The 17,070-nt window shown below is 44.1% G+C and carries 13 protein-coding genes; 2 read left to right on the top strand and 11 right to left on the bottom strand.

The window, feature by feature from the left end:
* Window positions 1-22 precede the first annotated feature (22 nt).
* The 10 genes from DXC51_RS21705 to DXC51_RS21665 form a co-directional block, all read right to left on the bottom strand.
* Window positions 23-1,513 (bottom strand): response regulator transcription factor, encoded by a 1,491-nt coding sequence (locus DXC51_RS21705; protein WP_117545415.1) that lies wholly within the window; start codon window positions 1,511-1,513, stop codon window positions 23-25.
* On the bottom strand, window positions 1,506-3,245 hold the full coding sequence (locus tag DXC51_RS21700) for a sensor histidine kinase (RefSeq protein WP_117545414.1): 1,740 nt from the start codon (window positions 3,243-3,245) through the stop codon (window positions 1,506-1,508). Before DXC51_RS21700 ends, DXC51_RS21705 begins: the two co-directional genes overlap by 8 nt.
* Complete coding sequence (locus tag DXC51_RS21695) at window positions 3,238-4,566, bottom strand: ABC transporter substrate-binding protein (RefSeq protein WP_181970164.1); 1,329 nt, start codon at window positions 4,564-4,566, stop codon at window positions 3,238-3,240. The genes DXC51_RS21700 and DXC51_RS21695 overlap by 8 nt, the downstream gene beginning before the upstream one ends.
* A 4-nt stretch (window positions 4,567-4,570) precedes the next feature.
* Window positions 4,571-5,887, bottom strand: a complete 1,317-nt coding sequence (locus tag DXC51_RS21690; protein WP_181970163.1) for an ABC transporter substrate-binding protein — start codon at window positions 5,885-5,887, stop codon at window positions 4,571-4,573.
* A 57-nt stretch (window positions 5,888-5,944) separates the two neighbouring features.
* Window positions 5,945-9,199 (bottom strand): glycoside hydrolase family 2 protein, encoded by a 3,255-nt coding sequence (locus tag DXC51_RS21685; protein ID WP_117545411.1) that lies wholly within the window; start codon window positions 9,197-9,199, stop codon window positions 5,945-5,947.
* A 15-nt stretch (window positions 9,200-9,214) separates the two neighbouring features.
* Complete coding sequence (locus DXC51_RS21680) at window positions 9,215-10,828, bottom strand: DUF5597 domain-containing protein (protein WP_117545410.1); 1,614 nt, start codon at window positions 10,826-10,828, stop codon at window positions 9,215-9,217.
* Window positions 10,829-10,897: 69 nt separating this feature from the next.
* Complete coding sequence (locus DXC51_RS21675; RefSeq protein ID WP_117545409.1) at window positions 10,898-12,046, bottom strand: uroporphyrinogen decarboxylase family protein; 1,149 nt, start codon at window positions 12,044-12,046, stop codon at window positions 10,898-10,900.
* A 26-nt stretch (window positions 12,047-12,072) separates the two neighbouring features.
* Window positions 12,073-12,225: a hypothetical protein gene (locus DXC51_RS29645; protein ID WP_181970162.1), complete on the bottom strand. Its 153-nt coding sequence runs from the start codon at window positions 12,223-12,225 to the stop codon at window positions 12,073-12,075.
* Between the two features lie 404 nt (window positions 12,226-12,629).
* Window positions 12,630-13,394 (bottom strand): SDR family oxidoreductase, encoded by a 765-nt coding sequence (locus DXC51_RS21670; protein WP_117545408.1) that lies wholly within the window; start codon window positions 13,392-13,394, stop codon window positions 12,630-12,632.
* Entirely contained in the window at window positions 13,395-14,015 is a 621-nt protein-coding gene (locus DXC51_RS21665; protein WP_181970161.1) for a TetR/AcrR family transcriptional regulator, read from the bottom strand.
* A 346-nt stretch (window positions 14,016-14,361) separates the two neighbouring features.
* Here DXC51_RS21665 and DXC51_RS21660 point away from each other — a divergent pair, with 346 nt between their 5' ends.
* Window positions 14,362-15,303 carry a hypothetical protein gene (locus DXC51_RS21660; RefSeq protein ID WP_117545406.1) on the top strand — a complete coding sequence of 314 codons (942 nt, stop codon included), beginning with the start codon at window positions 14,362-14,364 and terminating at the stop codon, window positions 15,301-15,303.
* Between the two features lie 81 nt (window positions 15,304-15,384).
* Here DXC51_RS21660 and DXC51_RS21655 read toward each other — a convergent pair whose 3' ends face one another.
* The gene (locus tag DXC51_RS21655; RefSeq protein ID WP_330413867.1) at window positions 15,385-15,954 is read right to left on the bottom strand and encodes a rhodanese-like domain-containing protein; all 570 of its coding nucleotides are present in this window, start codon (window positions 15,952-15,954) and stop codon (window positions 15,385-15,387) included.
* Between the two features lie 426 nt (window positions 15,955-16,380).
* On the opposite strand from DXC51_RS21655, the gene DXC51_RS21650 reads away from it, so the two are divergent.
* Window positions 16,381-17,052 (top strand): response regulator transcription factor, encoded by a 672-nt coding sequence (locus DXC51_RS21650; RefSeq protein WP_117531439.1) that lies wholly within the window; start codon window positions 16,381-16,383, stop codon window positions 17,050-17,052.
* The last annotated feature ends 18 nt before the right edge of the window (window positions 17,053-17,070 follow it).

The raw sequence follows: 17,070 nt of genomic DNA, 5'->3' as shown, positions 1-17,070 counted from the left end.
AGACAGGGGTAATTTATTATGGTTATTCGCTGTCTTCTTCTGCTTCCTCCCGATATCTTCTTGGAGACATACTTGTATATTTTCTGAAAACCTTTGAGAAATAATTCGGATCAGAATAACCCGTATATGCAGCAACCTCTGTTATTGAAAGTTCCCTGTTAAGAAGAAGCTGTTTTGCTTTTTCCATACGAACCGCCTCAATATAAGTCGTCATGGTCATTCCCGTTTTTTCTTTAAACAGGGTTGAAAGATAGCTTGTATTCAGGAAAAATACACCTGAAATATCCGCAGCGCTCAGGTTTTCCGAATAATTATTTCGAATATATTCCTTGATGTCTGTAATCAGTTCTTTACGTTCCCCTTTATCCCTGATTTCACATACACAGCGAATCATCTCTTTTAATGAAGCTCTAAGTTCCTCTTCTGTCCGGTACCGGAGTAAATAATCTTTCTCCCTCACATGGCGAAATATAATATCCGTTTCCAGCTCATCCATCTCCTGCTGGGCGAAACGTTCCAATACCATTACTAATTCCATTATGTAGCTTTCAATCATAACAATTCTGTTATTTCTGCTCACAATCAAATCAGGAAGCAGCATTAATTCTCCCCGAATCGCCGTATAATTTCCATTCGGCAGCTGTCTGTAAATTCCTCCCAGAACATGGCGTATTTGATTCAGCTGCTCTTCTTCAGCCTTTTCGTTTTCTTTTCCAAAACTGATTTTAGTAAGAATTTTTCTTTCGGGATAAAAAATTTTGGTTTTTAAAAGCCGTATGCATCTTCTTGCCGCCGCCTTTATTTCCGACTTCGGCAAAATCTCCGACCACGCGGCCGTTCCTTCTTTTTCCCTCAGCATGGCCCATATCTGTGCTGCTGCTTCAAAGAGCCAATGCTCCTCCAGTTCCTCGCCGCTCAGCAAATACACATAACAATCCGTGCAGGAATACTCTCGAAGCCGATATATATTTACCTGTTTCTCCTGATTCAGTATTTCCTGAAGCCCGGAATGAATAATCAGTTCAATTCCGTCAGCTTCTTCTACATAAAAAGCAATGGCAGCCACCTTTTTCCCCTGTGTTGCAGCAGTCATTCCCTCAGCAAGCATTTTTTCTTTCAGCTGCTTACTGATTTCTTCCTCCGTAATTTTATGGACAGTCTTTTCTAAAAGACTTTCTACCTCCGGCACCTTAACCGGCTTCATAATATAATCATCCACTCCCAGACTGATCGCCTGTCTGGCATATTCAAAATCGTCATAAGCGCTTGTGATAATATAATGGATGTTAGAATATTGTTTTCTGGCCTCCCGTATAAAGCTTAACCCATCCATCAAAGGCATCCTGATATCCACAAATACAATCTCCGGCTTTATCTGACCAAGCATCTGAAGTGCTTCCACGCCATTTTCCGCTTCCGCTTCCACATGAAGTCCCAGCCGCTCCCAATTGATCCGGTTGCGCAGGCTTTTCCGAATAAACTTCTCATCGTCAATCAGCATTACTTTATACATCTGCTCTGTCCTCGTTGTTTTCTTTTATATATGGTATTTTAATAGAAATACAGGTTCCGCGTCCCGGTTTACTGAATATTTCAATACTGTATTTTTCGCCATAATACAAACGCAGACGTAAATGAACATTCATAATTCCAAGGGATTTATACTGATTGATATAATCCAGCGGTCGTTCCGTTGTTATTTCCAGCTGTCTGCGCATTTCCTCCAAACGTTCTTCAGAAAATCCAACACCATTATCAAAAATCATGACTGAAATCAAATCTTCTTCCCTTACAATCCTAATCCGGAGCATTCCATCCTTCCAGGTTTCGGACAGCCCATGAGTCAGTGAATTTTCCACCAATGGCTGCAGCATAAATTTCACTATAATGCAATCCAGACATTCCTCATCATAATCATAATAAACTTCAAACCGATCCTGAAAACGTATCTTCAATACCTGAACATAATTGCGAATCTGCTCCATCTCTTCCCGAAGTGTGGTTACATCATTCATTCTGGTATTGTAACGCAGCATATCGCTCATACACTCACTCATCTGAATGACTTCCTCATCCATTCCCTCACTGGCCAGTCCTATGATAGTTTCCATAATATTATGCATAAAATGGGGGTTAATCTGTTGTTGCAGCGCTTTGATTTCAGTCTCCTTTAAAAGTATCTGCTTTGCCTCCACAGTCTCCATCAGGCTGTTGACCTTCTGCATCATTTCATTAAATTCCTGAATCAGAAGGCTGATTTCATCCGATATTTCAGGCTCTATTGTTACATGCAGTTTCCCCTGCTTTACCAGCTTCATTCCCTCGGATAATCTTTTAAAATTAACAGTAATAATATTTAAAAAGCGGTTGGAAATCCGTGCAGTAGCGGCTAAAATCGCCAGAAGCAGTCCAAACAGTACCGGAATCAGTTTATAGTGGTTACGAAACAGCTCTGCTTTTGACATGGCCATACAAATATGCCATCCCGTATTTTCTGAAGTACCATAGGAAATAAGATACTCTTCCGTTTCCAGCACTCCATGTTCCCGGCTGTTGTAAACACTGTCATCCAGTTCAATAATCAGCTTATCCCAAAACAGCATTTTCCCTTCTTCATCAGTAATTGACGTCCCGGCAATCCTGCTGTAATCATGCACAAAGATCTCCTTAAGGTACTTCAAATCCATATCGATTTTTAAGTATCCCACCACATCATTTCCATATAAATCATCAATCCGGTATATAATTGAGTGTATAAAGTCAGGCTCATTCTTGGTTGCTGTCCCTGAAATCAGAATCCTTTCCTTTCCGGTCCAGAGCATCTCCTGATACCATTTTTCATATCGGTAATCCGACACATCTCTTTTAATCAGCAGCGAATATATATTATTATATTTTCCATCTTTATAAAAACTGAGGCGTAAATCTGAACGTGAATTAAAATACAGACTTTCCACCCCGTCCAGCCACTTCAAATCATCCGCTCTGTCAACATCGTTCTTCAAAAATCGAACAATATCTCTGTTGTAAATCAGAGAATAGGCGATATTATCCACATCCCGGAAGTATTGTTCAATCATCGACAGATTGGATTCCATCAGGTTCTTTCCCATCTCCATGGACTGGTTCTTCATGTTGTTCTGTATAATAAAATACTGACAGAAAAAGGTCAGACAATTGGACAGTATGATTATACATATCAGGTACCGCATAAACCGATAGGTAATTGTCTTATTCTTATTCATCCATACACTCCTGTGTATTGCACTCCTGTGTATTGCACTCCTGGGTATCCGGGAATTTTAATGCCGCCCTGATATTGTCCATACATTTCTGCAGATCCTGTTCCTGAAGCAGATAGAAAGCAATCTCATCCTCCATAATATCTATCGCCTCCGCGTACCCCATATTAGCCGGTACACTACTAACCTCACCTTCCACAAAGAAATACTCCAAATGTTCCGGCTGTGTCATGGAATCTAAATATAATTTACGTATTTCCTCTGAATTCCACGCCGGAATATAACCCCGCTGCGCCAGAAGAGCCGCTCCCTCAGCCCCTGCAATAAACTGTATGAATGCATAAGCCTCGTCTTTATGCGCAGTGGATGCCGTCATAGCCACCACTGCCGCATCGGATATGCTGTAAAAAGGTTCCTCCTCCCAACGGGGCATAGGGGCAATATCATAAGAAATATCCAGTTTTTTCTCTAAAATAAGTTCATTCAAAATTGCAGCAGACCAGTCACCGGAAAAAAACATCCCCGTATTCCCTTCCAGAAAGATTTCTTCCCCGCTTATTCCCGAATTTCCTGTCCTATCCTTATAGGGTACCTGGGCTTTTAAATCATAGGTCAGTTCATAACACCACTTGGCCGCTTCCATAAACAACTGCAGTTCTTTTTCATTCAGCGGGTTATTCGCCCCCGCCGTACGGGCCGGCACTCTCCACCATTTATTATCCGGTGCATAACTCAGGGAGCCATAAATCCTGTTCAATCCTACCTGCCCGGTAAGTCTCTCAGCCGTCTGTGCGTAATCTGACCAGGTCCAACCGCTTTGAGGATAGGGAATTCCTCTTTGATCAAATAAATCTTTATTATAATAAACCGCCCATTTACTTTTCCGATAGGGACGCATATATGAGATGTATTTTTCATCCTCCCCCTGATACCAGGTTTCATAGCATTCCTCTGTATTTTCAAGCCATGGGGCCAGATCTTGCAGCACATCCTTCTCAATCCAGACAACCGGTTCCGAAATATTGGAAAAAAGGACCACATCCCCGGTCTGCATCCCTTTCTTAATTCCCATCATCTGCTGTGAATACTCTGAGACAGGAAGAATGTTCATATTGATTGAAATATCAGCATTTTCTTTCATAAATGCTTCCGAAAGGATTCTAAGATTCTCCTCTTCATCTTCCCAGGCAAAGACTTCCAATGTTACTGTTCCGTCTGCAACCGCGTCTTCTTTCTGTATATAATACTGTGCCTTCTCATTGTTTTCGCATCCTGTCAGCAGAAGCAGAAATATCAGGAAAAAAATACCGTATATCCTCTTCATTATTTCAACCTTTCCCACCAAATCTCTCAGACAAAATAATATAAGCATCCTGTGGTTCAATCTGCCTGAGCATAATTTGCTGCTCTAACTCTTCCATCAGTCCGCCCTGAACTCCGGCATCCAATGCCCTGTTATCATCTCCCGTAATCTGTCCTGTAGATATACTGTGTTGTTCTGCAAATTCTATCAACCTTGCCATTTCCAGCTGGGTTTCATTAAACCCGGGAAGGAGCGCATTCCGCACCTTAACAGATGCAGGCATCCCCCTCTCCGCATTCAAAATTTGATTTGCTTCCATATCGTTAATCAGGAAATCAATCAACCTGGCTGCTGCTTCCTTATGTTCAGAGATAGAAGACATACATATATGCATCCCCGGCCTTATCTCCATACCACCGACATCCTCCATGCCGGGCAGCGGCAAAAGCTCCAATCTATATTTGCTTTTTTCAGACCTTTGCTCAAACTGATTGGAATAGAGAAAACTTACCACATATTCCGGCTGCGTTTCTTCCGCATCCGGCTGTTTCCGCAACATATAGGTAGCAATATAAGGAGGAATCAGGCCTTCTTCTTCCCAACGTAACCACATACGATAATAATCCACATATGTATTCTTTGAAAAACCGATTTCAGCTTTCCCTGATCCCGTAAATTTTGTTTCTCCCCTCTGCAGACAGAAATACTCAAAGGTAAAATCTCGATCAAAAACATGTCCCGCAACCGGAGCAATTCCGTTCTCTTTTATTTTTATTAAATCTGCCTCCAATGCCTCCCAAGATTTATATCCCTCTTCCGGTATTTCCAGATTGGCCTTCCTGAAACACTCCGGGATAACCATCATGCATTTTACATTACATCCCAAAGAGATTCCGTATAGCTTTCCATCTATCATTCCTGTTTCCAGAAGACTCTTTGAAATATCTTCAATAGAAATCAGCCCTCTGTCCACATATACTTCCAGTGGTTCTATCAGACCCGCATGCAGCAGATTATTATTGGCGCCCACATATCCCTGCCATACGTCAGGCATATACCCGGTTTCTACAAAAATATCCATATTTTCGTAATAGGTCTCAAAAGGAAGACTGACTGTCTGAACCAGAATATCCGGATTTTTTTCCATAAAAAGGGCAACGGCTTCTCTGGTCTTATCGTTGCGTGCCTGTTCTCCCCACCATGCAAAGCGTATTACTATCGGTTCCTCCTGTTCCCGGATTCCATCATTGCTTTCATTTCCATTTTTAATTGTGCCGCAGCCTCCTGCAAAAAGCATCAGCAGGCACAGACTCAATAAACATATACCTTTTCTTTTCCCCATATGTTCCTTCTCTGACCCTTTCCGGGATTTTAACTGATGCCTTTGCCGATTCTTCATTCAGACAGGAAGCCCGCCGATTCTGGTACATACACTCCCCTTATATCCTGTTCCCACACATACTGCCTCTTTCTCATATATTCCCCATGACAGATGTGTATAATTGTAATCCTTATTGATAATCAGCCTGCTCTCTCCCAGCACATCATCTTCAAGAACGACAAAGTGATCAATATTCACATAGCTGTTAAAGGAATCTCTCGAATTTTTCCCTGTAACCTCGATTCGGAGCGTATGTTTTCCCTTCTCCAGATCCTGAGCCGAATAAACACAACGGCTATAAAATTTTTCATAATACCGCGGATTCTTCATTCCCTGTGGAAATCCAAGTTCCAAATTTTCCCTTACCAGGTTTCCGTCAAGATAAACCTTTGCTGTTCCGCAGATACTGTCCAGACTGGAATACCATTGGATTCCGGTTCCCCGGAAGGTAAATTCACAGCTGTCTCCTGCAGTCTTTGATACCATTTCCACTCCATCCAATCCCCGGTTATGAATATCTGTCTCATGCCAATTCCCCGTGTAGATCACTGCTGCATTTCGGCTGCTGATTATATTCTCCGCCTTTATTTGTGTCTGCATTCTTACCGAATCTTTTCCGTCAGAATATACCTGAAACATTCCGTTTTCATTGCCGACAGCAGCATAGTATATATGAAATTTCATGGAAGCAAAATCACGGGTTCCTCGGTCACAAATATCATACTTGCCATAAACAGAAGTATCTTTTTCATCAAATCTCCATTCTCTGTCGGGAACCGCTATTTGCTTGTTAATTCCGCCAGGGTAATGTTTTGATGTTCTTCCTTCAAGACGGCCGATATGCCATTCCGGATAAACACTCCAGTATCCTTTCCGTTTCCACGATAAAGTTTCCGATTCTTTCGGTACCAGATAGGAAATTCCCACCTCATCATAGCCCCCGCTTTGTCCACAGATACTTCCTGTCTGCGCCACTCTTCTGGGACTGCTGTACGGCATATCCACAAACTCATACTCCGTCTTCATTAAGCCTTCCGCATCCAGCCGTATATCAAAACGGACCTGAACCTGGTCATATGCTCCGTCCAGAATAATATGTACACAACCTGATTCCTCATTCACCTGCATGGACGCAAGAGACCATTTCCCAAGATGCAGCCCCGTCAGATGCAGATACGGCCCTCCGCATACCACCACCTGGTTTTTCCATACACCTTCCTGAATCATACCGTTTTCCCTTGAAAAACGAATCTCATAATCCTTGCCCGCCACACGTATATATTGTTCTTCATACTGAATTTCCGGACATTTACCGCTCATACCGGGCAATAAATAATCTGTTCCTCCGATTACAAATAACGCCTCATCCAGCAGATTTCCAAGCTTATCCGTAAAGGTTACTTCCAGTTTTTCTCCTTTTTTAAAAGAAATTGGAAAAACCAATATGCCTTCCCCAAACGGCCGCACATCCGGCCCAAACATACTTTCCTTCTCTTTATCTGTTTTCCAGTCAATCCGGATCTCGTTCAGATTGCTATGTAAAAAACGGTTTCTGACTGCAACAGAAACTTTTCCTCCGCATTCTGCCGCCTTTTCTTCAAGTAATATAGGAGAATAAGCCTTTCTTACATGCCAGAATTCCGGTTTTTTTCTCCTCCAGCCATCAATGATCCCCCAGGCCGGACCAGTCAATGAATCCTCTGACTTTTTAGTATCGTCAACCCCTGCCCAAATTGCTGCTCCCAGTGCACCATCCGTATCCCAGATCTTTTTCCAAAAAAGATCCAGGCGCTCTCCCCAAAAATCACGTATACCAGCTTCTCTTCCCAAATCCTGGGATTCCATCGCAGGAACGTGTATGCTTTCATCATGTATGACCGGAACATCTGCAGGCATGCATACAGTTCGTCCCATTGCATCCTGCCTTGCTGAAAAATCGCTGTCAAAAGCCACATAATGAGCACTCCATACGTCAGCCTGCTCATCATCCTCAAACTGTCCTGCCGGGAAACTGAATATAGTCAGCCTCTGTGTATCGGCCGCATGCGCATATCGAATTAACTGGGTAAAATTATCTCCCCAAACACATTCATTTGCCAGGGACCATAATAAAATACAGGGATGTGAATAATCCCGTTCAATCATTTCTGTAAAACACTGCAGAAATAGTTCCTTATATTCGGGATCATTCTGGAGCTGTCTGCATGCATACCCCAGAAAGCAAATAGAAGCTTCATCCTCTACATAAATGCCATATTCATCACAAAAATCAAGGAAATCAGGCCTGGGAGGATAATGGCTGGTTCGTATGAAATTCACATTTGCTTCCTTAAACAGTTTCACATCCTGTTCCACCAATTCATGCGTTACAACCCGATCTGTCAGCGGATAAGTATCATGCCTGTTTACCCCGTGGAGCTTAATACGATCCCCGTTTACATAAACCTCTTTTCCCTTTTTTTCAATCTGTCTGAATCCGATTTTTTTAGTTACAGTTTCTGTCACATGTCCAGCATAAATCAGTTCCGCAATAAGGATATATAAATTGGGATGTTCACAATCCCATTTTTCAGGATGCTTTACCCATACGGAGAAATCTATTTCCTTATCCGTTTCCGTTTTTATAGTTCCCAGCTGAATGCGGCTTCCATCCGCCTTTTCCAGCTGCAGTCGCACTTCATCAGGAGCCCCTGCAAAAGATAAGTGTACTGTAAGCGCTGCATCTGTAAAGCTCCGGTCAAATACCGTATCACAATGCATTCTGGTTAAATGTACCTCAGGCACTGCATATATGGTAACATCCCTGATCAGGCCGCCATAATTAAATATGCTGATTTCTCCGGCTTTATCTTCCATAATCACGCTGAGCCGGCAGGTTTCCCCTGCTTTTGCATATTCGGTAATCTCACAGTCCCAGCTGACAAAACCGCCGTAATGTTTTTTTATAAAATGGCCATTTAAATATACTTCGGCAAGTCCGTTAGCTCCGTCAAAACGTATAAAAATCCTCTGTCCCTTCCAATCGTCAGGAATCGTGATACAGCGGGAGTAAGCATACCTTCCTTGTATCTGATGCAGCGCCGGCTGTACCGGGACAGATACCGATTCCCACCCTCCTGTATAATCACCTGATATGATTTCATTTTCATCCACACCTTTTTTAAGTTTCCATCCCTCTCCATTCAGCAGGATAACAGGGCTTTCCACACCTCTCACTTGCCTGGGAAGCGGATTTAATACCGGGCGGGATTTCAAACAACATTGTCTTTCCATAATAATATCTCCTTCTCACCATTCCACATATGTAGCAGCATCAGGATTCAGTTTTACTCTTAAAACAATTCCCGGATAGACAAAGGCACCGCAGTCAATTTCATCGCCTCGCCTTACAAATTCACATACCCATTCCCCATCACGGGTAAAATGTCCTTCTTCAATTGTCAAAGCCGATAATTCTGTTGCAGCACGGCTGTAAAGGGTTCTTCCCGGGAAAGGATCCTCAGGATCGGTTCTTTTCAAAAAACGGGCAGTAAATCCCACGCCGGCTATATAGTATTCACTTGGAGATGCTTCATAAATAACAGCCCTTCCTCTTTGATTAAAAGCATCCGGATTTTCGGCCAGCTTCCCACATACCCTCAGGTTTTTTCCAAGCGGCCTGCCCTTTTCATTAAGTGTGGTAAAGTAAAAGGTGATATGATAAAGTTTTCTCTTTACATAAGCCAGTTTCTGAAACTCTTCCTGGGTCACACAGAAAATTTTTTCTGTACCTCCGTATTTTTGAAGCATGGGTGACATGGATCTGATAATTTCCATAGTATCAGCTACCTTTTGGGAAGCCTCTGTCAGCCGTCCATTTCCATCCAGCGTACTTTCCGCCCCAAATCCACAGATTCCGATTGCATTGTAATCTGCCGCAGCATGAATATGATTAATCGCAAAGCCTTCCCCCCCTGTTCCGGTTTCCGGAATGAACAATGGATTTCCAAGCCTTGCGTGGGATTCGCAGGTGGCAAGGTAACCACTCTTATGTTCCTGATAAATATCAGCGCCAAAGGCCGCGATACTGGGAGCGCCTTTCTGCCAGATTTCAAGCACTCTTCCCACAGGTGCTCCGGACGAATAGCTTTGTCCGCCGATTTGCTGACGTACCTCGCCCACAATGGTATTCATGCAAAGCGGAAGCGCAGGGTAAAGCGCTTTGCCTGCAGACGCGATTTTCTCAATTGCTTTTGCAAAATACCAGGAAGAAAATGCCTCATGAGCATAACGTCCGAAGCGGTCATACCATGAGTTGCCGTTTTGGGAAGCATCTGAACCTTCCAATTCTACTCCGTTCAATTCTTCAGGAACTCCTTTATCGAAATCCTCCTGCGCTTTTTTAGAATAACAACGGTCAATGGGATAATACCCAACCTCATTTTCCACCTGTACCGCCAAAACGGTTCTCTCTGCTTCATCCTCTGCTTTGATACAGCTAATCAATTCCATAAACGCTCTTTTATCTGCCTCAATAGTCTCTTCACAATGTACTGACATCATCGGGACCACGCCGCCGTCCGGCCCTACTGCAAGCCGAAAACGGGCAGTATCCTTTTTTGCCCATTCCGGCATATAAGTCAGGTCTGCATTCTTACTGAAACCAAACCAAAGTATAATAAGATACAATTCATTCTCCCGCACTTTTTTTATCAGTGTCCTCACCATGTTCAGATCAAAGCGCCCCTCTTCCGGTTCAATCTGATACCAGTAAACAGGTACCTCCAAGGTATTTCCATGATACTGCTTTACCGCAGAAATACTCCGATCAATCATTTCCCAGCAGCCATTGCTGGAATTGTGCGCCTGAAGCCCCAACACATAAACTGGTTTTCCAGTTTTGTCTTTAAATATTGTTTCCATAACACCCTCCCTGTTCTTCCAATAGCTTCCATACGATCATGCTGTATTAAACTCTGTGCTTTTCCTCACTCAATACCTTCCATAGTTCTGTATTGCCGCCATCACCGTACGAAGACTTGTCAGCAAAGAACCATTATTAATGGAACCTGCGGTTGCGAAATTCAGTCCTCTGGCATCATTTTCTTTCGCAGCCTCGCAGTCACGGCGAACCTCTTCGATAATCTTATCCTGATTGTTACGCATAAATGTGAACGGCGCCAGCTGACCATCTATCCGGGTATTCGGCATATGACGGCGAATCTCCTGTACTGTGACAGTTGGGCCGAAATTGCATCCGGTTAATTTAAAATCAGCGAGCAATGGAATCAGATGCCCCATTGCCGAATCTGAATGCTGATACCTCTCATCTTCAATATTTGGGGATGTTTTTGCAAAAACCTTTTTTAGAATCGGATATCCGAATTTTTTATACATTTCCGGTGTCATCAAATATGAATTATCATCTGCAAATGAAAAACCATGTTCAAAATTATCATCACTGCGGCCAGACTCATGAATGAACAACTCGATATATGCAAGTATCACATCCCCAATTACATCCGCAAACCTGGTAAATAACTCGGGTTCATCGTAATACAGATAAAGTAATTCCTCCGTACCAAATACGGAAGTGGCCAGAGTAACCGGCCCGCGTACATGCACATACTGCTGCGGTCGTTTACCATACAGCTCATACACAGCCCTGCACCGCTGGTCCCAGTCGGCAGGAAGGACAAAGGAACGAAACTTTTCCGGATCCTTTAACATGTTTTCTACTTCATCCAGCTTTTTAGCCAGGGCCTCTTCCCCTTTTAGAGTACCATTCAGCCAAAGAGTCCCCCCCTCAAATATATATTTGCCGCCAAACACTTCACCAATCTGTCTGTATTCCGGTATTGTCACATTCGGTTTTTCAGATTCCGGAGATGGCTTGATTTCCGGAAGCATAGGCCTTCCCACAATCTTAACTGCTTTCTCATTATATCTGCAGTTCAGTTCATATCTTCTTTCCGGTGGGATATATCCCCACTGATCCCCCGGTTCTCCCAATTCCGCAAATACACACTCTCCGCTCATGCGGATTCCCAAAGCTACTTGCGCCGCATTTTTAGAAAAACAGTTTTCCTCATGTGCATGTTCTTCGTCTCTCCAAAACTGTTCTATATCAAGATCCAGCATACTTTCCCTCCTTTTTATTATTGATGTCAATCCAAATACTTTCTTAAAACCTCCATGGTCGCACGAACTCCTTCTTCAAAATCATCCGCACTGCCCTCAAGCACAATTGGCCCATCATATTCCCCTTTCTTCAATGCATCAAAGAAAAGTGTATAATCACAGGCATCCGATAATATCATAAAATCACGTCGGACAGTTTAACGATATCAGTTCTGTTTACATCCACAGCAACGCCAAATTTCATATAAATCCTCCTATCGTAAAAATATGTTTATAATCAATATAACTAAATACATTTATTAATAATAGGAATCTTTCAAGAAGATACAGGTAGATTTTTTAGTGATGAAATCGGCACTTTGGCACATTCTGTGCATCTTCGCTATCCCAGGCTATATTTGTTCTTTTTTGCGATATCATTCTAGCATAAGGAACAGCTTTCATTGTCTTCCATTTCCTGGATTTTGCTTATCCGCATCTTAAGTGTCCGGCCCCGAATCCGGCCTTTAGATGTAAACTTATTTACTCCATATATAAAAAAATCCGGCGGCCCATCAGGCCTGCCGGATTTTTTATATGTATTTCAAATATTGCCTTCCCTCCCGGAAAGCGCCGCCATTTTTCCACTCATAAACCTGCCCATCCTCAATGAGAAAAGATAACACAGCTCCATCTGCACCTTTTGAAGAAAGCTGTGGCAGATAACAAAGCCTTTTCCATTGATATTCTCCGCCAGCCCATATCCCACGGTTCTAGGATCCGCCTTATATTCCGCAGGAAAAGGGAACGGAGCCGAGGATTTCGTCCGCGTAAGCGGCGGATGGAGAATATGGAAGGTTATCCCCTCTTTTTCATATTCCAGGCTCAGACACTTAGCCAGCGCCTCCACTGCGCCTTTGCTGGATGCATAGGGACTGATATTCGCAAACCCCATCACCCCTACGCCTGAGCTTGTAAATACCACCCTTCCGCAGTGCTGTGCCCTCATGTAAGGAAGCACTGCCCGGGACAGCCGCAGCGCGCCAAAATAGTTCACGTCAAACACTTCCTGATAAACCTCATCAGCCGTGTCGGCCATGGAATCAAAGGTACACCGGCAGGCATTATGGATCGCAATATCGATGGTCTGAAAGGAAGCTACGATCCGGTTCACCGTTTCGACAACGCCGCCTGCGTCCCTCATATCACAGATACAGTCAAGCAGCCTGCCGGGATACTCCTTTTTCAATTCCCTCAGATTGTCATTTTCCAGATCCAGCACTGCAACGCAGTCCCCGTTTTGAAGGAATTTCTCCGCCATAAAATACCCAATTCCCTGATTTCCCCCTGTCAAAATTATGTTTGCCATTCAGACGCCTCCCATTTCTTTGAAAAATTCCGTGATATGTTCCTCTGCCTTTTCAAGGAAAAGCTTTTTCTTAGCTTCCGTCAGTTCTCCTCCCAACAGGTATCGCTGGAAAAAAAGATAAATCGGCGCGTAATATTTCAGCGCCAGATATTCACCGTCCGCCGCCGGAATACATTTTTTCTCAATTAATGCATTAAATATCCTTTCCTGAAACCTCAGCGGTTCTTCGAAAATCCATTTATCATATGCCTGCCTCATAGCCTCGCTGCCGCTGCGCTCCATATGCAGGAGCCTGATATAGCGATTGCAGAAATCATCCATCAGATAGTCATGGAAAAATACCTCCGCTGCCGCGCCGCCGGATATACCGCTCCCGCCCTCTCCCTGCAGCTGCGCAACTGCGTCGTCCAGCCGCTGCATCAGCCCTCCCGCAATCATTTCAAACCGATTTCCCAGCTCCTCCAAAATAGCCCGCTTATTCGTAAAATGATAATAAACAGAGCTTTCTTTAATATGTACCTGCCCGCAGATATCCCTTATGGATACAGCGCTGAAGCCATACTGAGAAAAAAGCTGCAATGAAATATCCAGAATCCGTTCCTTTGTACTGTCTGCCGCCATCCTTCCCCCTCCTCTAACAACTGTTAGGTGCATTATATCTAACATTCGTTAGGCTGTCAACAAAAAGTATAACTATTCCCTTTCATTTATGACAAAATTATGATAAACTTAACCAACACCGGCGGCCGGATAATATGTGTAAATCCTATCTGCCAAAATCACCTTTTCTTCCTCTTATCAAATTAATTTATCTGTCCAGTCGGACAACATTTCATTTTATTCTTTATTTTCACTATAAATTTAAAACAAAAGAAAAAGTAAGAATCGGTTGTCCGGTGTCGGATTTTCAGTTATAATTGAATGGAAGATAGACATTTACACATGGCTTACAGGAAAAGGAGGCCGTGTGCAGCAAGAACAAAAAAAGTCTGAACCACAGACGGAGTCCAGGAATCTTCATCATGAGGATCTGGCCCTGAAGACCGCCGCGCAGTATTTTGGCGAGGAACTGATGCCTCTGCTCGGAATTACCGGCAAAGCCAAATATGTTGCCCCAACCGAACTGATAAAGCTTGAGGCGCGGCAGATGTACCAGGATTTCAACTATGTATCGGCAGATAATACCTGGATCCATCTGGAATTTGAAAGTGATTCCATCACAACAGAGGATCTCAGACGCTTCCGGGAATACGAAGCAACCACCAGCCGTACCTATCAAGTCCAGGTCATCACCTATGTTATCTGCTCTTCTCAGGTCAGAAAACCGATAACAAAGCTGACAGAGGGCATCAGCATCTACCGGATAAAAGCCGTCCGTCTGAAGGGCCGGAATTCGGATCGGCTATTCGCTCTTCTGGAGGCAAAAGAAAAGCAGGGAGTTCCTCTTGAGAAAGAGGATTTGGTCCCGCTGCTTTTAAGCCCTCTGATGTCCGGACGTCTGACGATTGGAGAAAGAATCGTAAAAAGCCTGCATTTTCTCCAATCCTCCCCAAATGCCGTAACGAAAACGGAACTGGAAAAAATGCAGGCCGTAATGTATACGTTGGCGCTTAAATTCTTAAGCAAAAAGGATTTAGGCAAAGTAAAGGAGATGATATTTATGACTGAACTGGGACAGATGCTGGTCGATGATGGAATTGAAATAGGGCTGAAAAGAGGGCTCTCCCAAGGGGAAAGAAAGATTGTTTCCCTTATAAGAAAGAAGTTTTCAAAAGGCCTCACCATTTCCGCCATATCCGAAGAATTGGAACTGGACGGCACTTACGTCGAAAAAGTAATATCCCTGATATCCGAAGATGCCTCAAGAAACGATCTGGAAATAGCCGAAATCCTGATCAGCCAGAACTGATGAAACAAGAACGTCAAACAGCGGCTGCCCGCATGGACAGCCGCCGTTTTCCATAATACCAGTCATTCTTTTATGCCCGCCCTATTCTTCTCCGCTCACAGTATCATAAGGCCAGTCCATAATTCCTCCAAAATCATAAATCTGCGTATATCCTGCCTCCACCAGCTTTTTCGCCGCCTGGGCGCTGCGGTTGCCGCTCCTGCAGTATACCAGGATCTCCTTATCTGTATCCGGCAGCTGCTCCGGCTTACCGTTTCCGATGGTTTCATTGGGAATCAGGATAGCCCCCGGGATATGGCTTTCATCGTATTCTGCCTGTGTCCTCACATCCAGGATGATAATATCATCTCCCGAATCCATCCTCTTCTTTGCATCCTCTGCTGATATTTTATGATATTCCGCCCGCATTGTATCCTCCTGTTCTGTCTGCCCACTCTCACCCGGCAGCGCGCCCTGTCCTGCTTCCATGCCCTGTCCTGCTTCCATGCCCTGTTCCGCCTCCATACCCTGTTCTGCCTGCACGCCCTCCGCCAATTGCTGCGTTTCCACCGTTCCGCTCTGCTTCCCGGCAGCTGCGCATGCAGTAAGCGTCCCCGCAATCACACCTGCTGTTATAATACCCGCCAGCCTTTTTTTCATTCTTTTCTTCATGCATTTCCTCCGTTTGCTGTACCGGTTAACCTGTTATACTGTAATTATATTAATTACAGTTATATTTGTCAACCCTTTCTTTTTCCAGGCAAAACTATAAGTAATAGTTCAGCCTTCGGCTGAACTGTTACTGCATCCGCCCATTATAAGTCGCCTTCGGCGAGGGGCGGATACTGCTGTCACCACGTTTTCGCACGGTTTGCGCAGTAAATGCGCAAATCAGCCTGAACTGTTACAACTATAACCATATTTCCGTAACTTTTCCATTCCTTCACAGTTACTGCCAAAAATGATATACTTCAGACAGAAACCTGCTGCTGCAAAATATTTTTAACCGGCCCTTTTTAATATTACTTTCATTATTCCCATGCATAATTAAAATAAGCATATACATCTGACACCATTAATAAAAAAAAGGAGGCTCCCATGCGCTTACTGGTTGCAGAAGACGAAAAGGATCTGAACGATGTCATCACAAAAACTCTGATTAAAAACCACTACTCTGTGGATTCCTGCCAAAACGGCCGGGAAGCCCTTGACTGCCTGGCCATGGCTGAATACGACGCCATAATTCTGGATATCATGATGCCCGGGATAAACGGGCTGGAAGTGCTGAAGAAGCTGCGAAGCGCAGGAAATAAAACACCCGTGCTCCTGCTGACCGCGCTGGACAGCGTGCCCGACCGTGTAGCCGGACTGGATGGCGGCGCGGATGATTACCTGGTAAAGCCCTTTGCCTTCGAAGAGCTGCTGGCGCGCATCCGTGCCATGCTGCGCCGTGAAGGCGGCCGACCGGACAACTGCTACCGGATTGCCGACCTTGTTGTGGACTGTGATGCCAGGACCGCGGCCCGCGGCAACGTGCAGATCACCCTATCCTCCAAGGAATTCTCCATCCTTGAATATCTGATCTGCAATCAGGGCATTGTCCTGACCCGTGAAAAAATAGAACAGCATATATGGAATTACGATTACGAAGGCGGCTCCAACGTAGTGGATGTCTACATCCGCTATCTGCGCAAAAAAATAGACGACGGCTTCTCCCCCAAGCTCATCCATACGGTCCGGGGCGTGGGCTACGTACTGAAGGAAGCTTAAAACGAAGCCGCCAGCGAA

The organism is Eisenbergiella massiliensis (assembly GCF_003435485.1).
This window is presented reverse-complemented; position numbering and strand designations above follow the sequence as displayed.

Bases quoted from the DNA above. Each gene is read 5' to 3' on its own strand.
- DXC51_RS21705 (WP_117545415.1), bottom strand. From the start codon at position 1,513: ATGTATAAAGTAATGCTGATTGACGATGAGAAGTTTATTCGGAAAAGC.
- DXC51_RS21700 (WP_117545414.1), bottom strand. From the start codon at position 3,245: ATGAATAAGAATAAGACAATTACCTATCGGTTTATGCGGTACCTGATA.
- DXC51_RS21695 (WP_181970164.1), bottom strand. From the start codon at position 4,566: ATGAAGAGGATATACGGTATTTTTTTCCTGATATTTCTGCTTCTGCTG.
- DXC51_RS21690 (WP_181970163.1), bottom strand. From the start codon at position 5,887: ATGGGGAAAAGAAAAGGTATATGTTTATTGAGTCTGTGCCTGCTGATG.
- DXC51_RS21685 (WP_117545411.1), bottom strand. From the start codon at position 9,199: ATGGAAAGACAATGTTGTTTGAAATCCCGCCCGGTATTAAATCCGCTT.
- DXC51_RS21680 (WP_117545410.1), bottom strand. From the start codon at position 10,828: ATGGAAACAATATTTAAAGACAAAACTGGAAAACCAGTTTATGTGTTG.
- DXC51_RS21675 (WP_117545409.1), bottom strand. From the start codon at position 12,046: ATGCTGGATCTTGATATAGAACAGTTTTGGAGAGACGAAGAACATGCA.
- DXC51_RS29645 (WP_181970162.1), bottom strand. From the start codon at position 12,225: ATGATATTATCGGATGCCTGTGATTATACACTTTTCTTTGATGCATTG.
- DXC51_RS21670 (WP_117545408.1), bottom strand. From the start codon at position 13,394: ATGGCAAACATAATTTTGACAGGGGGAAATCAGGGAATTGGGTATTTT.
- DXC51_RS21665 (WP_181970161.1), bottom strand. From the start codon at position 14,015: ATGGCGGCAGACAGTACAAAGGAACGGATTCTGGATATTTCATTGCAG.
- DXC51_RS21655 (WP_330413867.1), bottom strand. From the start codon at position 15,954: ATGAAGAAAAGAATGAAAAAAAGGCTGGCGGGTATTATAACAGCAGGT.
- DXC51_RS21650 (WP_117531439.1), top strand. From the start codon at position 16,381: ATGCGCTTACTGGTTGCAGAAGACGAAAAGGATCTGAACGATGTCATC.